Genomic DNA, 20,910 nt, shown 5'->3' with positions numbered 1-20,910 from the left:
GGGTCCGGCACCTGTCACACTGATAGTGATGGTGGCGATGTCGGCACTGGTGTTCGGACTCAGCTGGTGGCTGGGTCTGTACTTACTCGCGCGCAACCCCCGCAAGCCGGTGCTCGCCCTCGCGGCCGTCGGGCTGATCGGCTACTCACTCGTCGTCGCACTGGACGCCATTCGGGTAACTCCCGGATCCGATGCCGAACTCCTTGGTCGTATCGAGGTCTTCACGGCGATCGTCCCGAGCGTCGCCTGGTTGATGGTGCTGCTCGAACTCACCAACAACGGCGATCGCCGGCGTGACCGTGCGGCCATCGCGGTGCCCGCCTTGGTGCTTGCCATCGCGATGCTGGTTGGTGCGACGATGGCCGGCACCATCGAAGGTCCCGCCACGCTGGGGCATTGGATCATGTTCTGTGCCAGCGGAACCGCAGCCGTTGGGGCGGCGATTCTGCTATTCCGGCGCCGCGCGTCGATACCCGGTTCAGCACGTGGCGTCGTCCTGGTCGCCACCATGTTCTTCACGCTCGGCGACGCTCAGCTGATCATTCCGCTCGGCATCCTGCCGAGCTGGCTGGCATTGGCCTCGACGGGCTTCGACCTGGTGCTGCTTGGTCTGGGCGTTGCACTCTGGGACGCCTTCGACGAGGGGCAGGCACTGCGCGCCGATATGCTGCGCTCCTTCGTTGCGTCGATCCTCGTCGGCGCACTGTTCGGCGCCCAGGCCATGATCGGTATGGCCGTTGTGGGTCAGTCGGTAGCTCTGGTGGTGCTGCTGTTCACCAGCGTCGGCCTGGCTATCTGTATCCAGGTGCAATCGGGTCCATTCGCCGACTTGCTCGACCGCATGGCCTTCTCGCGTTCCCCGCAGCTGCGCCAGGAACGCTCCGAGCTGCGCAGCACCGAGGCGGCCTTGCCGCTGAAGTCGGCATCGCCCATCGAAGGTGTCGACGACGAGACGTTCACCCGGCTCACTCGCCGTGCGCTCAGTCACTATGGCGATCTCGCCAAACTCGTCGCCAGCCCGCTGGCTTCGCTGCCGGTCATCGGCGAGCGCCTGGGCGGCCGTGGCGCTTCTGATCAACCCGTCGAACGCGCCAACGAACTCAGAGCGGTTCTCGCCGAATCCATCTCACGGCTCAAGCCGCGGGAGGAAGGGGACTTCGGTGTCACCGATCAGTGGCGTTATTACAACGCCCTGTACTTCCCCTACGTCATGGGCGTGCGGGCTTATGCCCAGGGCGCGACGGCGGCGGGGTTGGACCCGGTATCGCGCCAGGCGTGGCAGTGGTTGGTCACCGAGGTTCCGCAGCGGTCATTGCACAACTGGCAGAACGCTGCCGCCAAGTTGATCGCGGCCGATCTGCGCGCACAGACCGTGGCTGACGGTCTTCGCGTAAGCGGCTCATCGCCGTCCAATGGTCTTCGCGCAAGCGGCTCATCCGTGTCACCAGGGTCGCGGTAGCCGTCCTCGCTCCCGTCGCCATCCGTCATGACTGCCGGGATGCCATCGCCACGATGTCGGGATGAACGGCCACACCAGCGGCACGGCGCGCGACAGCGCGCGGTAGGCCGTCTCGTCTGCCATGTTCCACCGGATCCCAAAACGCTTGCGCACCTGGGGTGGCAGGCCGCCGTAGATGGTCAGTCGCAACGGCGGCGCCAACGCTGCGCGTATCGGTACGGTCGGCAGTGCCAACCGAGCAGCGGGTTTGAGTAACGGTGACACCGGCAGATACGGCGACTGGCTCATATCCGGGACAGTGCGTCTTTCGATGACCTTCATCAGATAGTCCGCCGCCGGGTTGGGGGCCAGTACTTCGTCGCAGTACCGATCCCATTCCTCTTGGAATGCTGCTCGATTCGGCGGTACTGGCTGCTCGCTCATCGCGTACCGCCGATACCACTCGACCCCCTCCTGGTAGAGCTGCTCACGCTCTGCATCGCTGAGCCGGTGGGACGAGTAACGGTCCACAGTTTGTTCGACCATCACCTGGAAGGTCGCGTGCGCCCACCAGAAGGTCGTCGGATTCAACGCGTGATAGCGGACCCCGTCGGGCTGGATCCCCTTGATATCGCGGTGAAAGTCGCGCACTTTCGTGCCGGTTCCGGCCGCGGGGTCGTCGTACACGGTGCCGAGGATCGGAGGCAGCGAGCGGAATACCCGGTCGACGGGGTCTTCGAAGAAGTTGGAGTGCTCGATCAGGGCGTAGCCGATCGCGGGATCCATCGTTTGCAGCAGCCCGGCCGTGCCGCCGGTGAATGCGATACGCATATCACCAGCCCAACGCCACAACAATGAGCGGGGGCCGAGCTGTGCACCGGGCGCGACAGAGATGACATCTGCTGTTGTCATCTTTAGATGATGGCACACACCGCGACGAACTGGCAGGAATTGGCAGTGCGGAATGTCGAGATGGCAGTGCATAAGAGGCAATGTCGGTGGTGTCAGGTTCATCGACGCACCTCAAGGAGCCGCAATGTCCATCGCATCAGAAAACGCGTCAGTACTTCGCACACGATTCGCTCAACCCGACTCACTTCTGCGATTTGGAATCGGGTTCGACGGCATTGCCACCGGATCGGTTGCCGTCGTACTGCTGATTGCTGCGAAATGGCTTGTCGAGCCGCTCGGACCCTCGCTGGGATTCCAGGTGGCACACGCCGCCGCCCTCATCGGGTACGGGGCCGTGGCGTACGCATTGAGCCGGGCAGACACGTCGAAGCTGGGGACCATCGGCATCGTCTACATCGTCGGTAACCTGCTGGCCACCGTCTTGTACGTGGCGGTGGGTGTCATGAAATGGGTGCCGCTCACCACTGTGGGGGTAACCCTGGCGATAGTTTTCGGCGTCTACACCGCCGTCATGGCGGACATCCAGTTCCTCGGACTACGGCGCCTACGCTCCGCGTAGCCGCCCATATGCTCACCCGCTGAGAGTGAGCCGGTGCCGGGTCACCCATTTGGTGGCCCGGCACCTTTCATGTTTAGACCGGGGCCAGCGGTAGACGCAGTGCGCCCGGGGCGGCCCCCGGAACCGTCGGGTGTTGGGGCTGTACGGGTGCGATGTGCTGGTACACCGATCCCAGCTCTGGGCGTGGATCGGCCTCACCGTTGTTGGGCCAGAACGCCATTGCACGTTCGGCCTGAGCCGTAATGGTGAACGACGGGTTGACGCCGAGATTCGCCGAGATCGCCGACCCATCGATCACATGTAGCCCCGGATAGCCGTAAATGCGCTGGTAGGGGTCGATCACACCGGTCTCGGCGGAGTCACCGATCGGGCAGCCGCCGATGAAATGTGCGGTGAGCGGGATGTTGATCGAGTCCAGGTGCGTGCTGCCCGCGTACCCGTCGACCTTCTCGGCCATCCGGCGTGCCACATCATGGGCGACCGGGATCCAGTCCGGATTCGGTTCTCCCGAGCCCTGTTTCGTGGTCATCTTCTTGCCGAACAACCCGGGCTTGAGGTACGTGGTCAGCGAGTTGTCCAGTGATTGCATCACCAGCACGATGATCGAATGCTGCGCGGCGCGGTACGGGAACATGGAGCGGAACATCATGCCGGGATGGAGCATGTTGGCCAGCCAGGTTCGTGCGAAACGCCATGGACCGCCGTCAACCATGTTGGTGCCCAGCATGCTCAGGAAGGTGGAACCCGGCCCATAACGGCACACCTCGACGTGGGTGTTGGCCTCGGGATGGATCGAGGAGGTGATGGCCACGCCCTGGGAGAAGTCGTCCCTCTTGGGTGAGTAGACGATGGGCACCTCTTCGGAATTGGTGCGCGCCTGCTCTCCGAGCCGCTCCGATAAATTGGGTAGTGACCCAGTGTCTTTCAGCTGGTGTAGCAGCCGCTGGGTGCCCAGCGAGGCTGCGGAGAACACCACGTGGCGCGCGGTGAAGTCCCGCTTGTTCTTACGGAACCAGCGCCCGGTCTGCTTGGTGCTGACGGTGTAGCCTTTTGCTCCGTCGAGCGGGCGCACATCGAGAACCTGAGTAAGCGGATGAATCTGTGCACCAGCATGTTCGGCCAGATACAGGTAGTTGGTCTCGGTGGTGTTCTTGGCGTTGTGCGGGCATCCGGTGAAGCATTGCGCGCACCCGATGCATCCGGCGCGATCTGGGCCGGCGCCGCCGAAGAACGGGTCGGGCACCGTCTTGCCGGGCTCATCGCCGAAGAACACGCCCACATTGGTGGGGTGATAGGTGTCCTCGACACCTAGATCCCTGGCCACCGCCAGCAGCACATCATCGGGCGGTGTGGTGTGCGGTGTCTGTACCACCCCGAGCATCCGGCGGGCCTGGTCGTAATAGGGGGCGAGCTCGGATTTCCAGTCGGTGATGTGTGCCCACTGCGGATCGGTGTAGAACCTCTCCAACGGCTCGTACAGCGTGTTGCCGTAGATCAACGAACCGCCGCCGACACCCACCGCGCTCGCGATGAAGGTCTTGCCCAACACGGTCAGTCGTTGCGGGCCGTAACAGCCGAGCCCAGGTGCCCACATGGCCTTGCGCACATGCCAGTTGTTCGGGGGAAAGTCCTCGGGTTTCCAGCGTTTTCCCATGTCCAATATGCCGACTCGGTATCCCTTTTCGGTGAGGCGGAGGGCCGCAACGCTCCCACCGAAACCGGACCCGATGACGACTACGTCGTAGTCATAGTCCATGCGGTCAACCTACTGGTTGGTTGCCGCCGATGCACCGTAAATCAGGACGCGGCTTCTAAAGCCGCGCGCATCTTCTCGTGGATCGCATTGATGGCCTGCAGCGGGCGGATCATGACCTTGAATTCCACGATCTTCCCGGCGTCGTCGCAGGTGATGATGTCGACTCCGTTGATGTACTTGCCGTCGATGGTCGACTCGAATTCCAACGCTGCGGTGTTCCCGTCGAGGACTTCTTTGACGTAGTGGAAGTCGCTTTCGGGTCCGGCAAGGGTCGCGAACGCGGCCAGCAGGTACATCGTGGTGATCGCCTTGCCGCGCTGCGGCGTGAACACCACGGGGGAGTGGAAGACGACATCCTCGGCAAGCAGCTCGTTAAGGGCCTCTGGGGTGGCGCCGGAGATGATGCCGTGCCAGGTTTCAACCACGTTGTTGATCATGAGCCGAATATACCATTCGGTCTACTTTGTGCACGGCGGCTACAGCTTGCGCAGACGCAGCCGGTTGATGGAGTGATCGGCATCCTTGCGTAGCACCAGCGTGGCGCGCGGGCGGGTCGGCAGGATGTTCTGCAACAGGTTCGGCAGGTTAATAGAATGCCAAATCTCCTGTGCGGCAAGGGTTGCCTGCTTATCGCTCAGTTTGGCGTAGTGGTGGAAGTGTGAGGACGGATTGGCGAAGGACGTCGAACGCATTGCCAGGAACCTGGAGATGTACCACTGTTCGATGTCCTCGATGCGGGCATCCACGTAGATCGAGAAGTCGAACAGATCCGAGACCATCAGGGTCGGGCCGGTCTGCAGTACGTTGAGGCCCTCGAGGATGAGGATATCCGGTTGCTGCACAACGTGTTTCTCGTTCTTGATGATGTCGTACAGCAAGTGCGAATACACGGGCGCACAGACTTCATGCGCGCCCGATTTTACCTCGGTGACGAACCGCAGAAGTGCGCGCCTGTTGTAGCTTTCCGGAAAACCCTTGCGGTGCATGATGTTCCGCCGGGAAAGTTCGGCGTTGGGGTAGAGGAAGCCGTCGGTGGTCACCAGATCCACCCGGGGATGGTGGTCCCAGCGCGCCAATAGTGCCTGCAGCACGCGGGCGGTGGTCGACTTGCCGACGGCCACGCTGCCCGCGACCCCAATGACGAAGGGGACCAGGCGGTCCGGGTGCTGGTCCCCGAGGAAAGTGGCGGTCGCCGCGAACAGTCGCTGCCGCGCCGCGACCTGAAGATGGATGAGACGGGCCAGTGGGAGGTATACCTCGGCGACCTCGGTGAGGTCGATTTGCTCGCCCAGGCCGCGCAATCCGAAGAGCTCTTCCTCGGTGAGGACCAGCGGGGTGGCCTTGCGCAGCGCACGCCACTGTTTCCGGTCGAACTCCACGTAGGGGCTCGGCTCGCTCAGCCGCGGCATGAAGCCAAGTCTTACAGGAACCGTCCGTAAACGCGGCACTAGGGTTGTGTGACATGGGCAATAACGGCGGGTTGAAAAATAGTCTCGTCATCGAATACCTGCTGCTTGGGCTGCGATTTGACCGCATTGAGAGCGGGTACGTCGACTCGTTCACCGGCGACCCGACATTGCGGAAGCGGGTGGAGAACGAGCCAACGCCCAATCCGGCCGACCTCGCACGTCAGGCCGCGGCGTTGCGCGGTGAGTTGGCTTCCAGCGATCTGGATGAGGTGCGCAAGGCCTTCATCGACACCCATCTGAAGGCGCTGGCATGCGCCGGGCGCAAGTTCGCCGGCGAAGACATCGGGTTTGTCGATGAGGTGCATGACTACTTCGATGTGCGCATCGCGAAGGGTGACGAAGAGCGCTATAAGCAAGCACATGAGGCGCTCGAAAGTGTGCTGCCCGAAGGTGGTTCGCTGCTCGAGCGGAAGACCGCCTATGACCGCTCGCAGGAGATCGACCCGAATCGTCTGCAGGAATGCGTGGACGCCTTCTCCAGCGCACTACGCGACCGGGTACGGGGCGAGTTTCCGCTGCCCGAGACCGAGACGGTGACGTACGAGATCGTCAGCGACAAACCGTGGTCGGGGTTCAACTACTACGAGGGCAATTACCGGTCGACGGTGGCCGTCAACTCCGATCTCAAGCAGTTCCTGTACAACGTGCCGGCGCTGATCGCCCACGAGTCTTATCCCGGACACCACACCGAGCATTGCCGCAAGGAGGCCGGTCTGGTGCACCTGGGTGATCAGCAGGAACAAACCATATTTCTGGTCAACACGCCGCAGTGTCTGATGGCCGAGGGGCTCGCCGACCTCGCGCTTTACGCCGCCGTCGGCGAGGACTGGGGACCGTGGGCTCAGGAGATCTATGCCGACCTGGGGCTGCGCTTCGATGGTGAGCAGGCTCAGACCATTGGGCGCGCACGGGCCGGGCTGATCAACGTCCGCCAAGACGCCGCCCTGATGCTGCATGACGAGCACCGTGACGTCGAGGACGTCATCGCATTCCTGAAGCGCTGGCTGCTTGTCTCGGATGAGCGCGCCCGGCACATGCTCAAATTCCTGTCCTCGCCGTTGTGGCGGGCGTACATCTCCACCTACGTGGAGGGCTATCAATTGTTGAAGGGATGGCTCGACCGTCGTCCCCCCGAGCAGTCGTTGACGACCCGGTTCGGCAGGCTGCTTGACGAGCCCCTGGTGGCCTCCACCTTGGTATAGCCGCCGACTAGGCTGATGACCATGACGACATCAGCATCCAGTGATATCGCGCAGGGCGCGCAGTACGCCGAGACCGCCAGCGCCGCGTACCGGTCGGCTCTCGAGGTCATCGAGACCATCGAGCCGCGGATTGCCGATGCGACCCGCAAAGAGCTTGCCGACCAACGCGATTCACTCAAACTGATTGCCAGCGAGAACTACGCCTCGCCGGCCGTGCTGCTGACCATGGGTACCTGGCTGTCCGACAAGTACGCCGAGGGCACCATCGGCCACCGCTTCTACGCCGGCTGCCAGAACATCGACACCGTCGAGGCATTGGCGGCCGAGCATGCCCGCGAGCTGTTCGGGGCGCCGTACGCCTACGCGCAGCCGCATTCGGGTATCGACGCCAATCTTGTTGCCTACTGGGCGATCCTCGCGACGCGCGTCGAGGCTCCGGCGCTGGCCGAGAAGGGCGTCCGCAATGTCAACGATCTGTCCGAGACCGACTGGGAGGAGCTGCGCCACCAGTACGGAAACCAGCGGCTCATGGGTATGTCGCTGGACGCGGGCGGTCACCTGACCCACGGCTTCCGCCCGAACATCTCGGGCAAGATGTTCCAACAGCGCAGCTACGGCACCGACCCGGAGACCGGCTTGCTGGATTACGACGCCCTGGCCGCCGCGGCCCGCGAGTTCAAGCCGCTGGTCCTCGTGGGTGGCTACTCCGCCTACCCGCGCCGGGTGAACTTCGCCAAGCTGCGTGAGATCGCCGACGAGGTGGGCGCCACCCTGTTCGTGGACATGGCGCACTTCGCCGGTCTGGTCGCCGGAAAGGTGTTCACCGGCGACGAGAACCCGGTGCCGCACGCCCACATCACCACGACCACCACCCACAAATCGCTGCGCGGCCCGCGCGGCGGCCTGGTGCTGGCCACTGCCGAGTACTCCGATGCCGTCGACAAGGGCTGCCCAATGGTGTTGGGCGGACCGCTCTCGCATGTGATGGCCGCCAAGGCCGTCGCCCTGGCCGAGGCGCGCCTGCCCTCCTTCCAGGTGTATGCGCAGCGCGTCGCCGATAACGCCAAATCGCTCGCCGAGGGCTTCCTGAAGCGGGGCGCACGCTTGGTCACGGGTGGCACCGACAACCACCTGGTGCTGCTCGATGTGCAGTCCTTCGGACTCACCGGACGGCAGGCCGAATCGGCGCTGCTGGACGCCGGCGTCGTCACCAACCGGAACTCCATCCCGGCCGATCCCAACGGGGCCTGGTACACCAGCGGTATCCGCTTCGGCACCCCGGCGCTCACCAGCCGCGGGTTCGACGGCGACGAGTTCGACAAGGTAGCCGAGCTCGTGGTCGACGTGCTGTCCAACACCACGGCGGATGGGACCTCCAAGGCCAAGTACGCGCTTGCCGACGGCGTCGCCGATCGAGTGAAGGCCGCATCCGCCGAGCTGCTGGCCGCCAACCCGCTTTACCCGGGCCTCACGCTCTAGATTTCTAGAGTCAAAAGCCCCCGAAACGCCGCTGTGACGGGGGCTTTTGTATGCGCTCATGACTCGTCGCGCGGCGATTTCACATTTTTTCCGAGTGGAGTTAGTGTTACCGCATGGCACAGAAACCTGTACCCAATGCCTTGACTCTTGAGCTGACGGATGTCGTCGCCGAGAACATCGACCGGCATCGCGATACCGCGGAGCTTTGGTACGCCCATGAGCACGTGCCCTTCGACGAGGGCGAGAACTTCGCCTTCCTGGGTGGACGCGACTGGGAGCCGTCCGACGTCAAGCTGCCCAAGGCCATCGTCGACGCGATCCAGATCCTGCTGATCACCAAGGACAACCTTGCGGGTTACCACCGTGAGATGGTCGAGCACTTCAGCCTCGAGGTCATCCCGTGGGCCGATTTCATCGGGCGCTGGACTGCCGAGGAGAACCTGCACGCTATCGCCCTGCGTGAGTACCTGGTGGTGACCCGCAACGCTGACCCCAGCGGCGATGAGGACACCCGGCTGGCCCATGTGATGAAGGGCTACCGCGCCGACTCGTACACCCAGATCGAGACGCTGGTGTTCAACGCGTTCTTCGAGCAGATGCACGCGGTATACGTGCAGAACCTCGCTGCGCAGACCGACGACGATGTACTCAAGGGCCTGCTCGCCAACATCGAGAAGGACGAGCGTCGGCATGAGCAGATGTACAGCAATATCGTTCTCGAATGCCTGCGGTTGCACCCTGAGGACACCATCGCCGCCATTAAGGCCCGGGCCGCGGAACTGAAGGTCATCGGCGCCGATATCGACGGCTACGAGGACAAGGTCGCCGCGGTCGCTGAGGCCGGAATCATCGATGAGGGCACCGTGCAGGACGTGGTCCGCGAGCTCACCGACAAGTGGGGCGTGACCGAGCGGCTCTGAGCCGCCGCCGCACGCTTGTAACCGGCGTTAACCCGGTGTTAGTCAACACGCTTGGTTTCATGCGCGGCATCCGCGTGTAGGTACGAGTAGCGTCAAAACCGATGGCTAGCGACATGCTTTGCTATCCGGGAGGTACTGATCGTGGCGAAAGCGACAGGACCGGCCCCGGTCCTGATGTGGACGGTCTCATGACGGTCCACACACGGTACCGACCGCGTCCACGACAGATCGTGTGTGGTGCCGCACCGATGTCAGGAGCGTTCGGTGACTGCTTCAAAGACCGCTGGGACAACCTCTGATGACCTTCGCGCGAGCGGCTCATCAATCCGTACCTATGTGCTCGACACCTCGGTGTTGTTGTCTGATCCTTGGGCCACAAACCGATTCGCCGAACATGAGGTAGTGATCCCGCTGGTGGTGATCAGCGAGCTGGAAGGCAAGCGTCATCATCATGAGCTGGGTTGGTTCGCCCGCACTGCGTTGCGGATGCTCGACGATCTGCGGTTGGAGTACGGCCGCCTTGATCAGTCCATTCCTGTTGGGACACAAGGTGGTTCGCTGCATGTCGAGCTGAATCACACCGATCCTTCGGTACTGCCCGTGGGCTTCCGCACCGACTCCAACGACTCGCGGATCCTGGCGTGCGCGCTCAACCTCGCCGCCGAAGGCAAGCTGGTTACGTTGGTGAGCAAGGATATTCCGCTCCGCGTCAAGGCTGGTGCGGTGGGCTTGGCGGCCGATGAATACCGGGCTCAGGATGTGGTGAACTCTGGCTGGACGGGTATGGCGGAGTTGGACACCGCCCCCGACGTCATCGACTCACTCTTCGAAGCCGGTGAGGTGGATCTCGAGTCGGCTCGGGACCTACCGTGCCACACCGGAATTCGGCTCCTCGGTGGCACCTCCAGCGCGCTCGGGCGGGTCAATTCCGAGAAGCGTGTTCAGCTGGTTCGCGGTGACCGCGAGGTCTTCGGGTTGCGCGGCCGTTCTGCCGAACAGCGTGTGGCACTGGACATCTTGCTTGACGAGTCGGTGGGCATCGTGTCCCTGGGCGGTAAGGCGGGCACCGGTAAGTCGGCGCTGGCGCTGTGCGCCGGACTCGAAGCGGTGCTGGAGCGGCGCAGTCACCGCAAGGTAGTGGTGTTTCGACCGCTGTACGCAGTCGGCGGTCAGGAACTGGGTTACCTGCCGGGCAGCGAGAGCGAGAAGATGGGTCCGTGGGGGCAGGCCGTTTTCGACACCCTCGAAGGTCTGGCGTCACCGGCTGTCATTGAAGAGGTGCTGGCGCGCGGCATGCTTGAGGTGCTCCCGCTCACGCATATTCGCGGACGGTCCCTGCACGACTCCTTTGTGATCGTCGACGAGGCGCAGTCCCTGGAGCGCAACGTGCTCCTGACAGTGCTGTCACGGTTGGGCACGGGCTCGCGGGTGGTGCTCACCCACGATGTCGCCCAGCGCGACAACCTGCGTGTCGGTCGTCACGACGGTGTCGCCGCCGTGATCGAGAAGCTCAAGGGGCATCCGCTGTTCGCACACGTCACACTGGTGCGCAGCGAGCGTTCGGCCATCGCCGCGCTGGTCACCGAGATGTTGGAGGAGTTCGGGCCCGGGCACTCTGCGTAGTGCCGGTATGAACCGGCTACTAAGCTGTTAGGCGTGCTAACCAAGCGTGATGTCTTTCGTTGGACGATGGTCGCGGCCGCGGTAGGAAGTCTGATTGCGGCCGCGATCGTCGTCACGGACAAGCAGCGCGCCCTCGCCGAGCCGGTGGACTGCCAACGCGAGAAGTGTGTTGCGCTGACATTCGACGACGGGCCGAGCCCGTTCACCGATCGGCTGCTGGACATACTGCGGGCCAACGGAGCGCACTCGACCTTCTTCGAGATCGGCAATAAGGTCCAGCGCGATCCGGCGGGTGCCAAGCGTGTGGTGGATGCCGGGATGGAATTGGGCAGTCACACTTGGGAGCACCCCAACATGACGACCATCCCGCCGGAGGCCATCGCGGCCCAGCTGAGCAAGGCCAGCGATGCTATCGAAGCGGCAACCGGCCAGCGCCCGAAGCTGTTCCGCACGGCCGGTGGCCTGATCAACGACCAGGTACTGGCCGAAGCCAAGAAGCAGGGCTTGGCCGATATCAACTGGGACGTCATCCCGTTCGACTGGGCCAACGACTCGAACACCGATGCCACCCGGGCCATCCTGATGTCGCAGATCAAGCCGGGGTCGGTGGTGCTGTTCCACGACACCTACTCCAGCACAGTGGATCTGGTCGAGCAGTTTCTGCCCGTGCTCAAGGCAAACGGCTACCATGCGGTCACCGTCACTCAGCTACTCGGCCCACGCGAGCCCGGCAGCAGCTATGGCAGCCGGGACAACGGCCCGCCGGAGAACCTCTTGAAAGACATTCCGGCATCCGAGATTCCGCCGCTGCCCAATACTCCGTCGCCGCTGCCGATGACCAACATTCCGATCACCGACCTGCCCAATCAGGGTGCGGGCGGACCGGCCGTCGGGCAGTAGCGCTAGGCCTCTTCGGCGGCGGCGAACCAGAGCGCCAGCGCCAGCAGTACCGCCGTCACCAACAGGCCGAGGCCTTCGAGCAATCCCAAGGTCTGGCCCTGGTGGTGGTTGGTGTCCACCAGGTGACTCACGGTGTGCAGCACCCAATGTCCGGTCGCAATGGCCAGTGTCGGCACCCGCCACGACGGCCACTTCACCGCGGCCAGCAGTGCCAGCCCCAGTGGAAGGGCGAATGACCCTAAATCAAAGAGATAGTGGTCATTTCGCACACCGAATGCGCCCAGAGTGTCGAAGAACGACTCTGGAGCCACGATCGTCCAAGCCCCCGTCACCGCCTGATAGATACCGGCGGCGACGAGAGCGAAACTGACGAACCGAGTCTTAATCCTTGACCTTCGCCATGGCGAGTACATCGAGGCGCTTGTCGAGTTCCTCGATGCTCAGCTTGGCGCCGATGAGGCCGCGGTCGATGACCGTCTGCCGGATTGTCTTGCGCTCCTTGAGCGCTTCCTTGGCGACGGCCGCTGCTTCCTCGTAGCCGATCGCCGAGTTCAGCGGGGTGACGATCGACGGGGACGACTCTGCCAGTGTCCGCAGGTGATCCTCGTTGGCGATCAGCCCGTCGACGCACTTGTCGACGAACAGTCGAGAAACGTTGGCCAGCAGCGTGAACGACTCCAGCAGGTTGCGCGCCATCATGGGGATGTACACGTTGAGCTCAAAGGCACCCGACAGACCGCCAACGGATACCGCGGCGTCATTGCCGATGACCTGTGCGGCCACCTGGGTGACTGCCTCGGGCAGCACCGGGTTCACCTTGCCGGGCATGATCGAGCTGCCGGGCTGCAGGTCGGGCAGCTGAATCTCGCCGAGTCCGGTGAGCGGGCCGGAGCCCATCCACCGAACGTCGTTGGCAATCTTGGTCAGTGACACCGCGATGGTGCGCAGCGCACCCGAGGCCTCGACCAGTCCATCACGGGCGGCCTGTGCCTCGAACGAGTCGGCGGCCGTCTTCAGTTCCGAGAGGCCCGTCGACTTCTTCAGCTCCTCAACAACTTTGATACCGAAACCGTCGGGAGCGTTCAGACCGGTGCCGACAGCGGTACCGCCAATGGGCAGCTCACCAAGGCGGGGGAGCGTTGCCTTGACCCGCTCGACGCCGGCTTCGATCTGGCGGGCGTACCCACCGAACTCCTGGCCGAGCGTCACGGGCACCGCATCCATGAGGTGGGTGCGACCGGACTTCACGACGGTCTTCCACGCCTTGGCCTTGGTGGCCAGTGCTTGCTGTAGGTACTCCAGTGCGGGAATCAAGTCGCGCACAGCGGCTTCCGTCGCGGCCAGGTGGGTGGCCGTCGGGAAGGTGTCATTGGACGACTGCGACATGTTCACGTCGTCATTGGGGTGCACCGTCACGCCGTCGCGTGCGGCGATCGAGGCGATCACCTCGTTGGCATTCATGTTCGAGCTGGTGCCCGAGCCGGTCTGGAACACGTCGATGGGGAATTGGTCATCTTGCTTACCGTCGGCGATCTCGGCCGCGGCGGCGATGATGGCATCGGCCTTTTCCGGCGCGAGCAGGCCCAGGTCCTTGTTCACCTGTGCGCAGGCGCCCTTCAGCAGGCCGAGCGCACGGATCTGGGTGCGCTCAAGCCCGCGCCCCGAGATGGGGAAGTTCTCGACGGCGCGCTGAGTCTGCGCGCGCCACAGTGCTTCCACGGGCACCCGGACCTCGCCCATGGTGTCGTGCTCGATGCGGTACTGCTGCTCAGACATGGATACCTTCCGTCGTCGATGAGGGAGTGATCAGGGGAGGGGGTGGGTGGCGTCGTCGTCGCCGGTGAAGTCGACCGCGGAGTACTCGCGGAGCTTGGTGAGGCGGTGGTACGCGTCGATCATCCGGACGGTGCCGGACTTGGAGCGCATCACGATCGACTGCGTCGTGCAGCCGCCGCCGAAGTACCGGACCCCCTGCAGCAGATCGCCGTCGGTGACGCCGGTCGCGCAGAAGAAGACGTTCTCGCCGGACACCAGATCCTCGGTGGTGAGAATCTGGTCCAAGTCGTAGCCGGCGTCGATGGCCTTCTGGCGTTCCTCGTCATCGCGCGGTGCGAGCTTGCCGTGGATGGCGCCGCCCATGCAGCGCATGGCGGCCGCGGCGATGATGCCCTCGGGGGTGCCGCCGATACCGAGCAGCATGTCGGTACCCGAGTTGGGGCGGGCCGTCGAGATGGCACCCGCCACGTCACCGTCGGAAATGAGTCGGATGCGGGCGCCGGTATCGCGGACGTTCTGGATCAGCTCGCCGTGACGGGGCCGGTCCAGGATGCAGACGGTGATATCGGAGACCGAACAGTTGCGCACCTTGGCGACGCGCTTGATGTTTTCGGAGACGGGGGCCGTGATGTCAATGACATCGGCGGCGTCGGGGCCGACGGCGATCTTCTCCATGTAGAAGACGGCCGAAGGGTCGAACATGGTGCCGCGCTCGGAGACCGCCAACACGGAGATGGCGTTGGGCATGCCCTTGCTCATCAGGGTGGTGCCGTCCACTGGATCCACCGCGAAATCGCAGTCCGGGCCGTCGCCGTTGCCGACATCTTCGCCGTTGTAGAGCATCGGGGCGTTGTCCTTCTCGCCCTCGCCGATGACGACGACACCGCGCATGGAAACGGAGTTGACCAGCTCGCGCATGGCGTCGACGGCAGCACCGTCGCCCTTTTCCTTCTCGCCGCGGCCGACCCACCGGCCCGCGGCCATAGCACCCGCCTCAGTCACTCTGACCAGTTCTAATGCCAGGTTGCGGTCCGGGGCTTCTCTGCGCGACGGGCTCATGGGTTGTGATTGTTTCATGCGCGCCTGCGAGTATGGGAGGCGTGGCAGATGCATCCCCGTCGGAGGGACCCGAGGACCGGATCGCGGTCCCGGCTCCCAGGCCGGCCAAGCCGCGCCTGTTCCAGGACGGCCGCGACATGTTCTGGTCGATGGCCCCGCTGGTGGTCGCGTGCATCCTGCTGGCCGGAATGCTGGGTATGTGCTCCTTCACTCCGAGTGGGCCGACGGTGGGCAAGCCGCCCGCCTATGACGCGCACGCCGCGCTGCAGGCCGATGCCCGGCAGTTCCCGTTCCCGGTCCGGGAGCCGTCGCTGCCAGAGGGATGGCAGGCGAATTCCGGTGGTCGGGACAGCATCGACGGAATGCCTCTGTCCAAGGTGGGGTATCTGAGCCCGTCGGGCGCGTACATGGCGGTGGTGCAAAGCGGAGCGGCCGAAGAGAAGGTCGTCCCGAAGCTCGACAGTTCACTTGTCCCGCGCGGACCCGAAGAGGTCGATGGTGTGCACTGGGTTGCCTATGAGGGCGGTGAGGGTGTCGAGCCGGTCTGGGTGACGCGGTTGGACAACACGGTGACCGTCGCCGTCACCGGGGCCGGTAACACTGAGGCCTTCCAGACCGTCGCCCGCGCGGTACAGACGGCCAAACCACTGCCGCGCTGAGATGACATCTACGCGGGTCGTTTCTCGACAATCGCCCGCGTGATTGTCATCTCGCCACGCCAGCCAGCCGCAGTCAGTGCCTCCGCGACTCTGCTCACGACCGTGGCTCGCCGGTTGCGCAGCATGTCACTGCTCACTCGAATGATCCGCCAGCCCAGTTCTTCCAGCTCGGCGAGTCGGTCGATGTCCTTGGTGCGCTGCGCCGGGTCGGTCCAATGTTGAGCACCGTCGAACTCGACGCCGACTTTCCATTCCTCCCAGCCCATGTCGATGCGTGCGAATATCCAGCCGAACTCGTCGATTACCCGAATCTGAGTCTGTGGCTTGGGCAATCCGCCACGGATCAGTTCGAGCCGGGTGCGCGTTTCTTGCGGCGACTCAGCTCCGCCGTCGATGAGCGGAAGGAGTTCACGTAGCTGCATGATGCCGCGCGCACCGTTGTGATGATCGATCAATGTCTGTACGTCGTCGGCGTTGAGCCCGGTCGCGCGTGAAAGCGAGTCGAGGTGAATAAGCGCCTCGGTGAACGGCATTCGCCGTCCGATGTCGAATGCCGTTCGTGCCGCCGTCGTCAGTGGAACGCCGTCGCGGATTGTACGTTCGTGGGGCGATAATTGGTCACGGTGCACCGTGATTCCGCGGGGAGCGTGCCGACGAGCGACGATCAATTCCGCTGGGGTGTTTGGGGTTATCCATTTCGAACCCATGAGGGCAGACGCTGACAAGCCGGCGATGACCGCAGTTCTTTTCGACCAGAGCCACGCCGCGATTGCGCGATCGGCGGCGGTAGGTTCGGCGCCGTTCGGGACGTACACGTCGGGATAGACACGTGTATGGCGGGCGCTCAATTTCCATCGGCTGAGGTCGCCTGTGCCAAGCAGTTCGGTGCCGATGAATGGATCCCCCATGAGCGCGAGACTGGCATAGCCCACTGACACGCCACCGAGATGACATCTATGCGGGTGATTTCCGCCTAATCGCCAGCGTCATTGTCATCTCGTCGCGAAAGAGACTAGGAATCAAGCGCGTCTTCGATGCGCTTGCGGGCTCCTGCCAGATGCTCTTCGCAACGCTTGGACAGCGCCTCGCCGCGCTCCCAGAGTGCCAGCGAGGTATCCAGATCCAGGCCGCCTTGCTCTAGCTGCTGCACCACCTCGATTAGCTCGGTGCGTGCTTCTTCATAGCCCAGCTCGGCGGGATTGGTCATGAACCCTCTCCTGTCACGGTCGCGGTCACGGCGCCATCGGAAACGCGTACGCGCAGCGATGCCCCGGCCGGTGCATCGGCCACCGTTCGCAGCACCTCCACCGTGCCATCGTCGCGTACTCGCTGCACCACCGAGTACCCGCGGGCCAAGGTGGCGGCCGGACCCAGCGTGGCCAGCTGTGCCGACAAATGCTTCACCCGTTGCGATTCGGATTCCACCAGCCGCCGCATATCGCGACGCAGTGCCGTTCGCGCGACGGAGATTTCGTCCTGACGTGTCGTCAGCATCCGCAATGGATCGGCCAGCACCGGGCGGCTACGCATCTGATCCAGACCGCGCTGCTCGCGCTGCACCCAGTTGCGCAACGCCTGTGCCGACCTTCGTCGCAGATCCAGGATCAACGCCTGCTCTGCGGCGGCATCGGGCACCAGCTTCTTGGCGGCATCGGTGGGCGTGGCGGCCCGTAGATCGGCCACCAGATCGGACAGCGGATTGTCCGGCTCATGCCCGACTGCGCTGACCACGGGGGTTCGGCACGCCGAGATCGCGCGGCACAGCGTCTCATCGGAGAACGGCAGCAGATCCTCCACGCTGCCACCGCCGCGTGCCAACACGATCACATCCACGGCGGGATCGGTATCCAAAGCCTTTAACGCGGAAACGATTTCGGCGACCGCGTGCGGGCCCTGCGCCGGGGTGTTGCGCACCGCGAATTGCACCGCCGGCCATCGGGCCGTCGCGACGGAAATCACATCGTGTTCGGCGGCACTGGCGCGGCCGGTGATCAGCCCGATGCACCGAGGCAGGAACGGAACCGGCCGCTTCAACCGTGCATCGAACAGCCCCTCGACGGTCAGCAGCTGACGCAGCCGTTCGATTCGGGCCAGCAGCTCGCCGACGCCCACCGCGCGAATATCGTTGAGCCGTAACGAAAACGATCCACGTACCGTGTAGAAGCTGGGCTTGCCGCACACCACGACCTGGGTGCCTTCGGTCAGCTTCACCGGTGCGTTGCGCACCAAATCGGGTGGGCACGTCACGGTCAGCGACATATCGGCGGCCGGGTCGCGCAGCACCATGAACACGGTCTTGCTACCGGGCCGGATGTCGATCTGCGTCAGCTGGCCTTCCACCCACACCACGCCCAGGCGGTCGATCCACTTGGCTACCCGGGTGGCGACAGCCCTGACTGGCCAGGGGTTTTCGGGGCTTGTCCCCGGATCAGCCACGGGCAGCGGCGCGTGTGATCCTGTTCGCGAGCAAGGTCTGATAAGGCGCCCGCGCCTTGTGGGCGTCTTCGTAGGTCAGCAGTTCTTCCAGATCGCTCACCGACAGAGACTGCAGCCGCGCCCGCAGCTGGGCCAGCGTCAGATCGTGGTAGCCGAGCTCGATGACGACGTCGGGGGCGTTCGGATCCGCCGGTTCAGCGGGCGCTACCGACGCAGCCTGCTGTGCCGCTTTGGCGGGAGCCTTTTTCGCTGGTGCCTTACGCGGCGCGGCCTTCTTCGCTGCGGGCTTGGGCTCGGGTGCTGCCGGCTCCTCGGCCGCCGACGGCGCGGACGGCTCCGACGAGTACAGCGCGAACCGTCCGTTCGTCATGCGCTCGGCGGTATCCTCATAGACCGCAGTAGCTTGCGACTCATCCGGCGCGGGTGCATCGAGCTCGTCGACGTCCTCATCGAAGGTCGCCCACTCCGGCTGCTCGTCGGTGGGCGGGAAGATGTTTTCCCAGGTCTCGTCGCCCTTGATGGCCAATTCGGTCACCGTCTGCTGGAACCGCATGAAGTTCTGCACGGCTTGGCTAGCCGCTGTCATGGGGTAGGTGAGGACGGCCTGGGGCAGCTTGCGGGTCTCTTCGAGAACGGTCGCGGCCACCCCGAGGATCAGCCGGACTCCGTACGGAGGACGAATCATAGGAGCAAGCTTGCCTTACATGGCTCGTGGAGCGAAAGAGTGGGCCGTAAGCTGGTGGCTATGGCAGCGGTGGATATGGGCACTCCGGGGATGGTCAGCACCATTGTCGGCTCCTCGACCAGCAAGCGGGTGCTGCTGGCCGAGCCTCGCGGCTACTGCGCGGGCGTCGACCGTGCCGTTGAGACCGTAGAGCGTGCGCTGGAGAAACATGGCGCCCCCGTGTATGTGCGTCACGAGATCGTGCACAACCGCTACGTGGTGGAAACCCTCGCCAAGGCGGGGGCAATCTTCGTCGAGGAGACCGATGAGGTGCCCGAGGGTGCGATCGTCGTCTTCTCCGCGCACGGTGTGGCTCCGACCGTGCACCTGGACGCCGCGGCACGCAACCTGAAGACCATCGACGCCACCTGCCCGCTGGTCACCAAGGTGCATCAGGAAGCCAAGCGTTTCGCCCGCGACGACTACGACATCCTGCTGATCGGTCACGAGGGGCATGAGGAGGTCGTCGGTACCGCCGGTGAGGCTCCGGACCACGTGCAGCTGGTCGACGGCCCAAGCTCGGTGGACAAGGTCACCGTGCGTGACGAGAACAAGGTCATCTGGCTGTCTCAGACGACGTTGAGCGTGGACGAGACCATGGAGACGGTCCAGCGCCTGCGGGAGCGTTTCCCGACGCTGCAGGACCCTCCTAGCGACGACATCTGCTACGCCACCCAGAACCGTCAGGTCGCGGTGAAGGCGATGGCCCCCGAATGTGAGCTCGTGATCGTCGTAGGTTCGCGCAACTCGTCCAACTCGGTGCGTCTGGTCGAGGTTGCCCTCGGTGCGGGCTCGCACGCCTCGTACCTGGTCGATTACGCCGAAGACATCGATCCAGCCTGGCTTCAGGGTGTGACGACGGTCGGGGTCACCTCGGGTGCCTCGGTGCCGGAGGTACTGGTGCGCGGGGTGCTGGAGCGGCTCGCAGAGTACGGATATGGCGAGGTGCAGCCGGTCACCACGGCCAACGAGACGCTGGTGTTCTCGCTGCCTCGAGAGCTGCGTGCCGCACGGCGCTAGTTCGCGCTAGCGGTCGTAATCCCACGCGTCGGAGGAGTCCTGCCGACGCCGTCGCGGTGCCGGGGGCTGCTCATCTCGGTAGCGGACTATCGGGCGGTGTGAGCGCGGCGGCTCTGACGGCTCCCTGACCGGCTCCCGGTAGCGAGGCCGCTCCTCGTAGCCGTAATCCTCGTATTCGTCGCGGACCCGCCGTGCGGGACGGCGTTCGGTCCGCATCGGGCGTTCGTCCTCCCACGGCGTGCCGAGCGGCGTCCGCTGCGAGACGGGTTCGGAATCGTGCGTGGGACGACGGCGCGACGCGGATTCGTGCCGTCCGTGGCGTGTCCGAGCGGTGGCCTCGTCCGTGCGGGGACGGCGGCTCCTCTCGGTACTTCCCGCGGTCTTGCTCGCGGTCTTGGCGTCGGCATCGACCAGGGCCTGCACCCGGGTCCGTCTGGTTGTCCTCGGCTTGGCCACCTTTGTGGCCTTCGGCTTGGACGTCTTGGGCTTATCGCTGGCGGGCTTGCCGGTGAAGATTCCCCAGTACCAGCGCACCACCCCGATGATCAGCACGCCCAGCGCGGTGCTGATCATCAGCGGGAACCGTTCGATCAGCGGGTACCCGATGGTGAGGGCCGTCGACTTTCCGCCGGAAAGCGGTGCCTGCGACATGACCATGTAGGCCGCGGGAATGCTCGCGAAGAGGATGAGCGGCGGTTGCACGACGGCGGTGAAGATCGACGCGTAGCGGACCGCGAAAACCGCGACGACGCATCCCGCCGCGTAGCAGCCAGCGAATGCGCCGGTCAGCTTCTCACCATTTGTCATCGCGTCAATTGCGAAGCCGAGTGCTGTACCAGCGACGGCGATAAGGATGGCACCCCACCACGGCACACCCGGGATATCGGGGTGCGCCGACCGGTGATCGGCCTCCACCGATGAGCGGGCGCGTTGACCTGTCACATGTTGAAAGGTACCGGTGTCTGGTCGGATGTTCGG

General features: G+C 64.3%; 21 protein-coding genes. 9 read left to right on the top strand and 12 right to left on the bottom strand.

Features of this window, described 5'->3' with window-relative positions; genetic code table 11:
* Positions 1 to 28: 28 nt before the first annotated feature.
* The gene (locus AB0H22_RS11375) at positions 29 to 1,459 is read left to right on the top strand and encodes a hypothetical protein (protein WP_180752052.1); all 1,431 of its coding nucleotides are present in this window, start codon (positions 29 to 31) and stop codon (positions 1,457 to 1,459) included.
* On the opposite strand, the gene AB0H22_RS11370 is transcribed toward AB0H22_RS11375, so the two are convergent.
* Positions 1,442 to 2,350, bottom strand: a complete 909-nt coding sequence (locus tag AB0H22_RS11370) for an oxygenase MpaB family protein (RefSeq protein ID WP_180752053.1) — start codon at positions 2,348 to 2,350, stop codon at positions 1,442 to 1,444. The two genes, AB0H22_RS11375 and AB0H22_RS11370, sit on opposite strands and share 18 nt — an antisense overlap.
* Positions 2,351 to 2,474: 124 nt before the next feature.
* Here AB0H22_RS11370 and AB0H22_RS11365 point away from each other — a divergent pair, with 124 nt between their 5' ends.
* Positions 2,475 to 2,909: a hypothetical protein gene (locus AB0H22_RS11365; protein ID WP_180752054.1), complete on the top strand. Its 435-nt coding sequence runs from the start codon at positions 2,475 to 2,477 to the stop codon at positions 2,907 to 2,909.
* Between the two features lie 73 nt (positions 2,910 to 2,982).
* On the opposite strand, the gene AB0H22_RS11360 is transcribed toward AB0H22_RS11365, so the two are convergent.
* Genes AB0H22_RS11360 through coaA form a run of 3 tightly spaced genes read right to left on the bottom strand, consistent with a single transcriptional unit; the run spans position 2,983 to position 6,074 of the window.
* A complete protein-coding gene (locus tag AB0H22_RS11360) occupies positions 2,983 to 4,665 on the bottom strand; it encodes a GMC family oxidoreductase (protein ID WP_180752055.1) in 1,683 nt (560 codons plus the stop codon).
* Positions 4,666 to 4,706: 41 nt separating this feature from the next.
* A complete protein-coding gene (locus tag AB0H22_RS11355) occupies positions 4,707 to 5,102 on the bottom strand; it encodes a nuclear transport factor 2 family protein (protein ID WP_180752056.1) in 396 nt (131 codons plus the stop codon).
* Positions 5,103 to 5,141: 39 nt separating this feature from the next.
* Positions 5,142 to 6,074 (bottom strand): type I pantothenate kinase, encoded by a 933-nt coding sequence (gene coaA, locus AB0H22_RS11350; protein WP_180752057.1) that lies wholly within the window; start codon positions 6,072 to 6,074, stop codon positions 5,142 to 5,144.
* Between the two features lie 53 nt (positions 6,075 to 6,127).
* Between coaA and AB0H22_RS11345 the strand changes: the two genes are divergently transcribed.
* The 5 genes from AB0H22_RS11345 (at position 6,128) to AB0H22_RS11325 (ending at position 12,258) form a co-directional block, all read left to right on the top strand.
* Complete coding sequence (locus tag AB0H22_RS11345; protein ID WP_180752058.1) at positions 6,128 to 7,336, top strand: DUF885 domain-containing protein; 1,209 nt, start codon at positions 6,128 to 6,130, stop codon at positions 7,334 to 7,336.
* A gap of 21 nt (positions 7,337 to 7,357) precedes the next feature.
* The gene (locus AB0H22_RS11340; RefSeq protein ID WP_180752059.1) at positions 7,358 to 8,815 is read left to right on the top strand and encodes a glycine hydroxymethyltransferase; all 1,458 of its coding nucleotides are present in this window, start codon (positions 7,358 to 7,360) and stop codon (positions 8,813 to 8,815) included.
* A 113-nt stretch (positions 8,816 to 8,928) separates the two neighbouring features.
* Positions 8,929 to 9,735, top strand: coding sequence for an acyl-ACP desaturase (locus tag AB0H22_RS11335; protein WP_180752060.1), 807 nt, complete (start codon positions 8,929 to 8,931; stop codon positions 9,733 to 9,735).
* A 324-nt stretch (positions 9,736 to 10,059) separates the two neighbouring features.
* Complete coding sequence (locus tag AB0H22_RS11330) at positions 10,060 to 11,358, top strand: PhoH family protein (protein WP_180752259.1); 1,299 nt, start codon at positions 10,060 to 10,062, stop codon at positions 11,356 to 11,358.
* Between the two features lie 33 nt (positions 11,359 to 11,391).
* Positions 11,392 to 12,258 carry a polysaccharide deacetylase family protein gene (locus AB0H22_RS11325; RefSeq protein ID WP_358146638.1) on the top strand — a complete coding sequence of 289 codons (867 nt, stop codon included), beginning with the start codon at positions 11,392 to 11,394 and terminating at the stop codon, positions 12,256 to 12,258.
* A 2-nt stretch (positions 12,259 to 12,260) separates the two neighbouring features.
* Here AB0H22_RS11325 and AB0H22_RS11320 read toward each other — a convergent pair whose 3' ends face one another.
* From AB0H22_RS11320 to glpX, 3 genes are read right to left on the bottom strand one after another with little or no spacing between them, the layout of a single operon-like run.
* Entirely contained in the window at positions 12,261 to 12,590 is a 330-nt protein-coding gene (locus AB0H22_RS11320; RefSeq protein ID WP_219603479.1) for a hypothetical protein, read from the bottom strand.
* 49 nt (positions 12,591 to 12,639) lie between these two features.
* A complete protein-coding gene (locus tag AB0H22_RS11315) occupies positions 12,640 to 14,034 on the bottom strand; it encodes a class II fumarate hydratase (protein WP_358146637.1) in 1,395 nt (464 codons plus the stop codon).
* A gap of 30 nt (positions 14,035 to 14,064) precedes the next feature.
* A complete protein-coding gene (glpX, locus tag AB0H22_RS11310; RefSeq protein WP_180752063.1) occupies positions 14,065 to 15,093 on the bottom strand; it encodes a class II fructose-bisphosphatase in 1,029 nt (342 codons plus the stop codon).
* A 32-nt stretch (positions 15,094 to 15,125) separates the two neighbouring features.
* On the opposite strand from glpX, the gene AB0H22_RS11305 reads away from it, so the two are divergent.
* A complete protein-coding gene (locus AB0H22_RS11305; protein WP_358146636.1) occupies positions 15,126 to 15,752 on the top strand; it encodes a DUF4245 domain-containing protein in 627 nt (208 codons plus the stop codon).
* An 8-nt stretch (positions 15,753 to 15,760) separates the two neighbouring features.
* Here the strand turns inward: AB0H22_RS11305 and AB0H22_RS11300 are convergent, their stop codons facing one another.
* The 4 genes from AB0H22_RS11300 to AB0H22_RS11285 form a co-directional block, all read right to left on the bottom strand.
* Entirely contained in the window at positions 15,761 to 16,660 is a 900-nt protein-coding gene (locus AB0H22_RS11300; RefSeq protein ID WP_180752065.1) for a DUF559 domain-containing protein, read from the bottom strand.
* A gap of 104 nt (positions 16,661 to 16,764) precedes the next feature.
* Positions 16,765 to 16,959, bottom strand: a complete 195-nt coding sequence (locus tag AB0H22_RS11295) for an exodeoxyribonuclease VII small subunit (protein ID WP_180752066.1) — start codon at positions 16,957 to 16,959, stop codon at positions 16,765 to 16,767.
* Complete coding sequence (gene xseA / locus AB0H22_RS11290; RefSeq protein WP_358146635.1) at positions 16,956 to 18,188, bottom strand: exodeoxyribonuclease VII large subunit; 1,233 nt, start codon at positions 18,186 to 18,188, stop codon at positions 16,956 to 16,958. Before xseA ends, AB0H22_RS11295 begins: the two co-directional genes overlap by 4 nt.
* Entirely contained in the window at positions 18,181 to 18,873 is a 693-nt protein-coding gene (locus AB0H22_RS11285; RefSeq protein WP_358146634.1) for a lipid droplet-associated protein, read from the bottom strand. Before AB0H22_RS11285 ends, xseA begins: the two co-directional genes overlap by 8 nt.
* Positions 18,874 to 18,933: 60 nt before the next feature.
* On the opposite strand from AB0H22_RS11285, the gene AB0H22_RS11280 reads away from it, so the two are divergent.
* On the top strand, positions 18,934 to 19,932 hold the full coding sequence (locus AB0H22_RS11280) for a 4-hydroxy-3-methylbut-2-enyl diphosphate reductase (RefSeq protein WP_180752069.1): 999 nt from the start codon (positions 18,934 to 18,936) through the stop codon (positions 19,930 to 19,932).
* Between the two features lie 6 nt (positions 19,933 to 19,938).
* Here the strand turns inward: AB0H22_RS11280 and AB0H22_RS11275 are convergent, their stop codons facing one another.
* Positions 19,939 to 20,874 carry a DUF6542 domain-containing protein gene (locus AB0H22_RS11275; protein ID WP_358146633.1) on the bottom strand — a complete coding sequence of 312 codons (936 nt, stop codon included), beginning with the start codon at positions 20,872 to 20,874 and terminating at the stop codon, positions 19,939 to 19,941.
* Between the last annotated feature and the right edge of the window lie 36 nt (positions 20,875 to 20,910).

The sequence above is a fragment of the Mycobacterium sp. NPDC050853 genome (assembly GCF_040653875.1).
In the GTDB taxonomy this organism is placed as follows: Bacteria; Actinomycetota; Actinomycetes; order Mycobacteriales; family Mycobacteriaceae; genus Mycobacterium.
The sequence above is the reverse complement of the archived record's forward strand: the minus strand, read 5'-3'. Positions and strand labels throughout refer to the sequence as shown.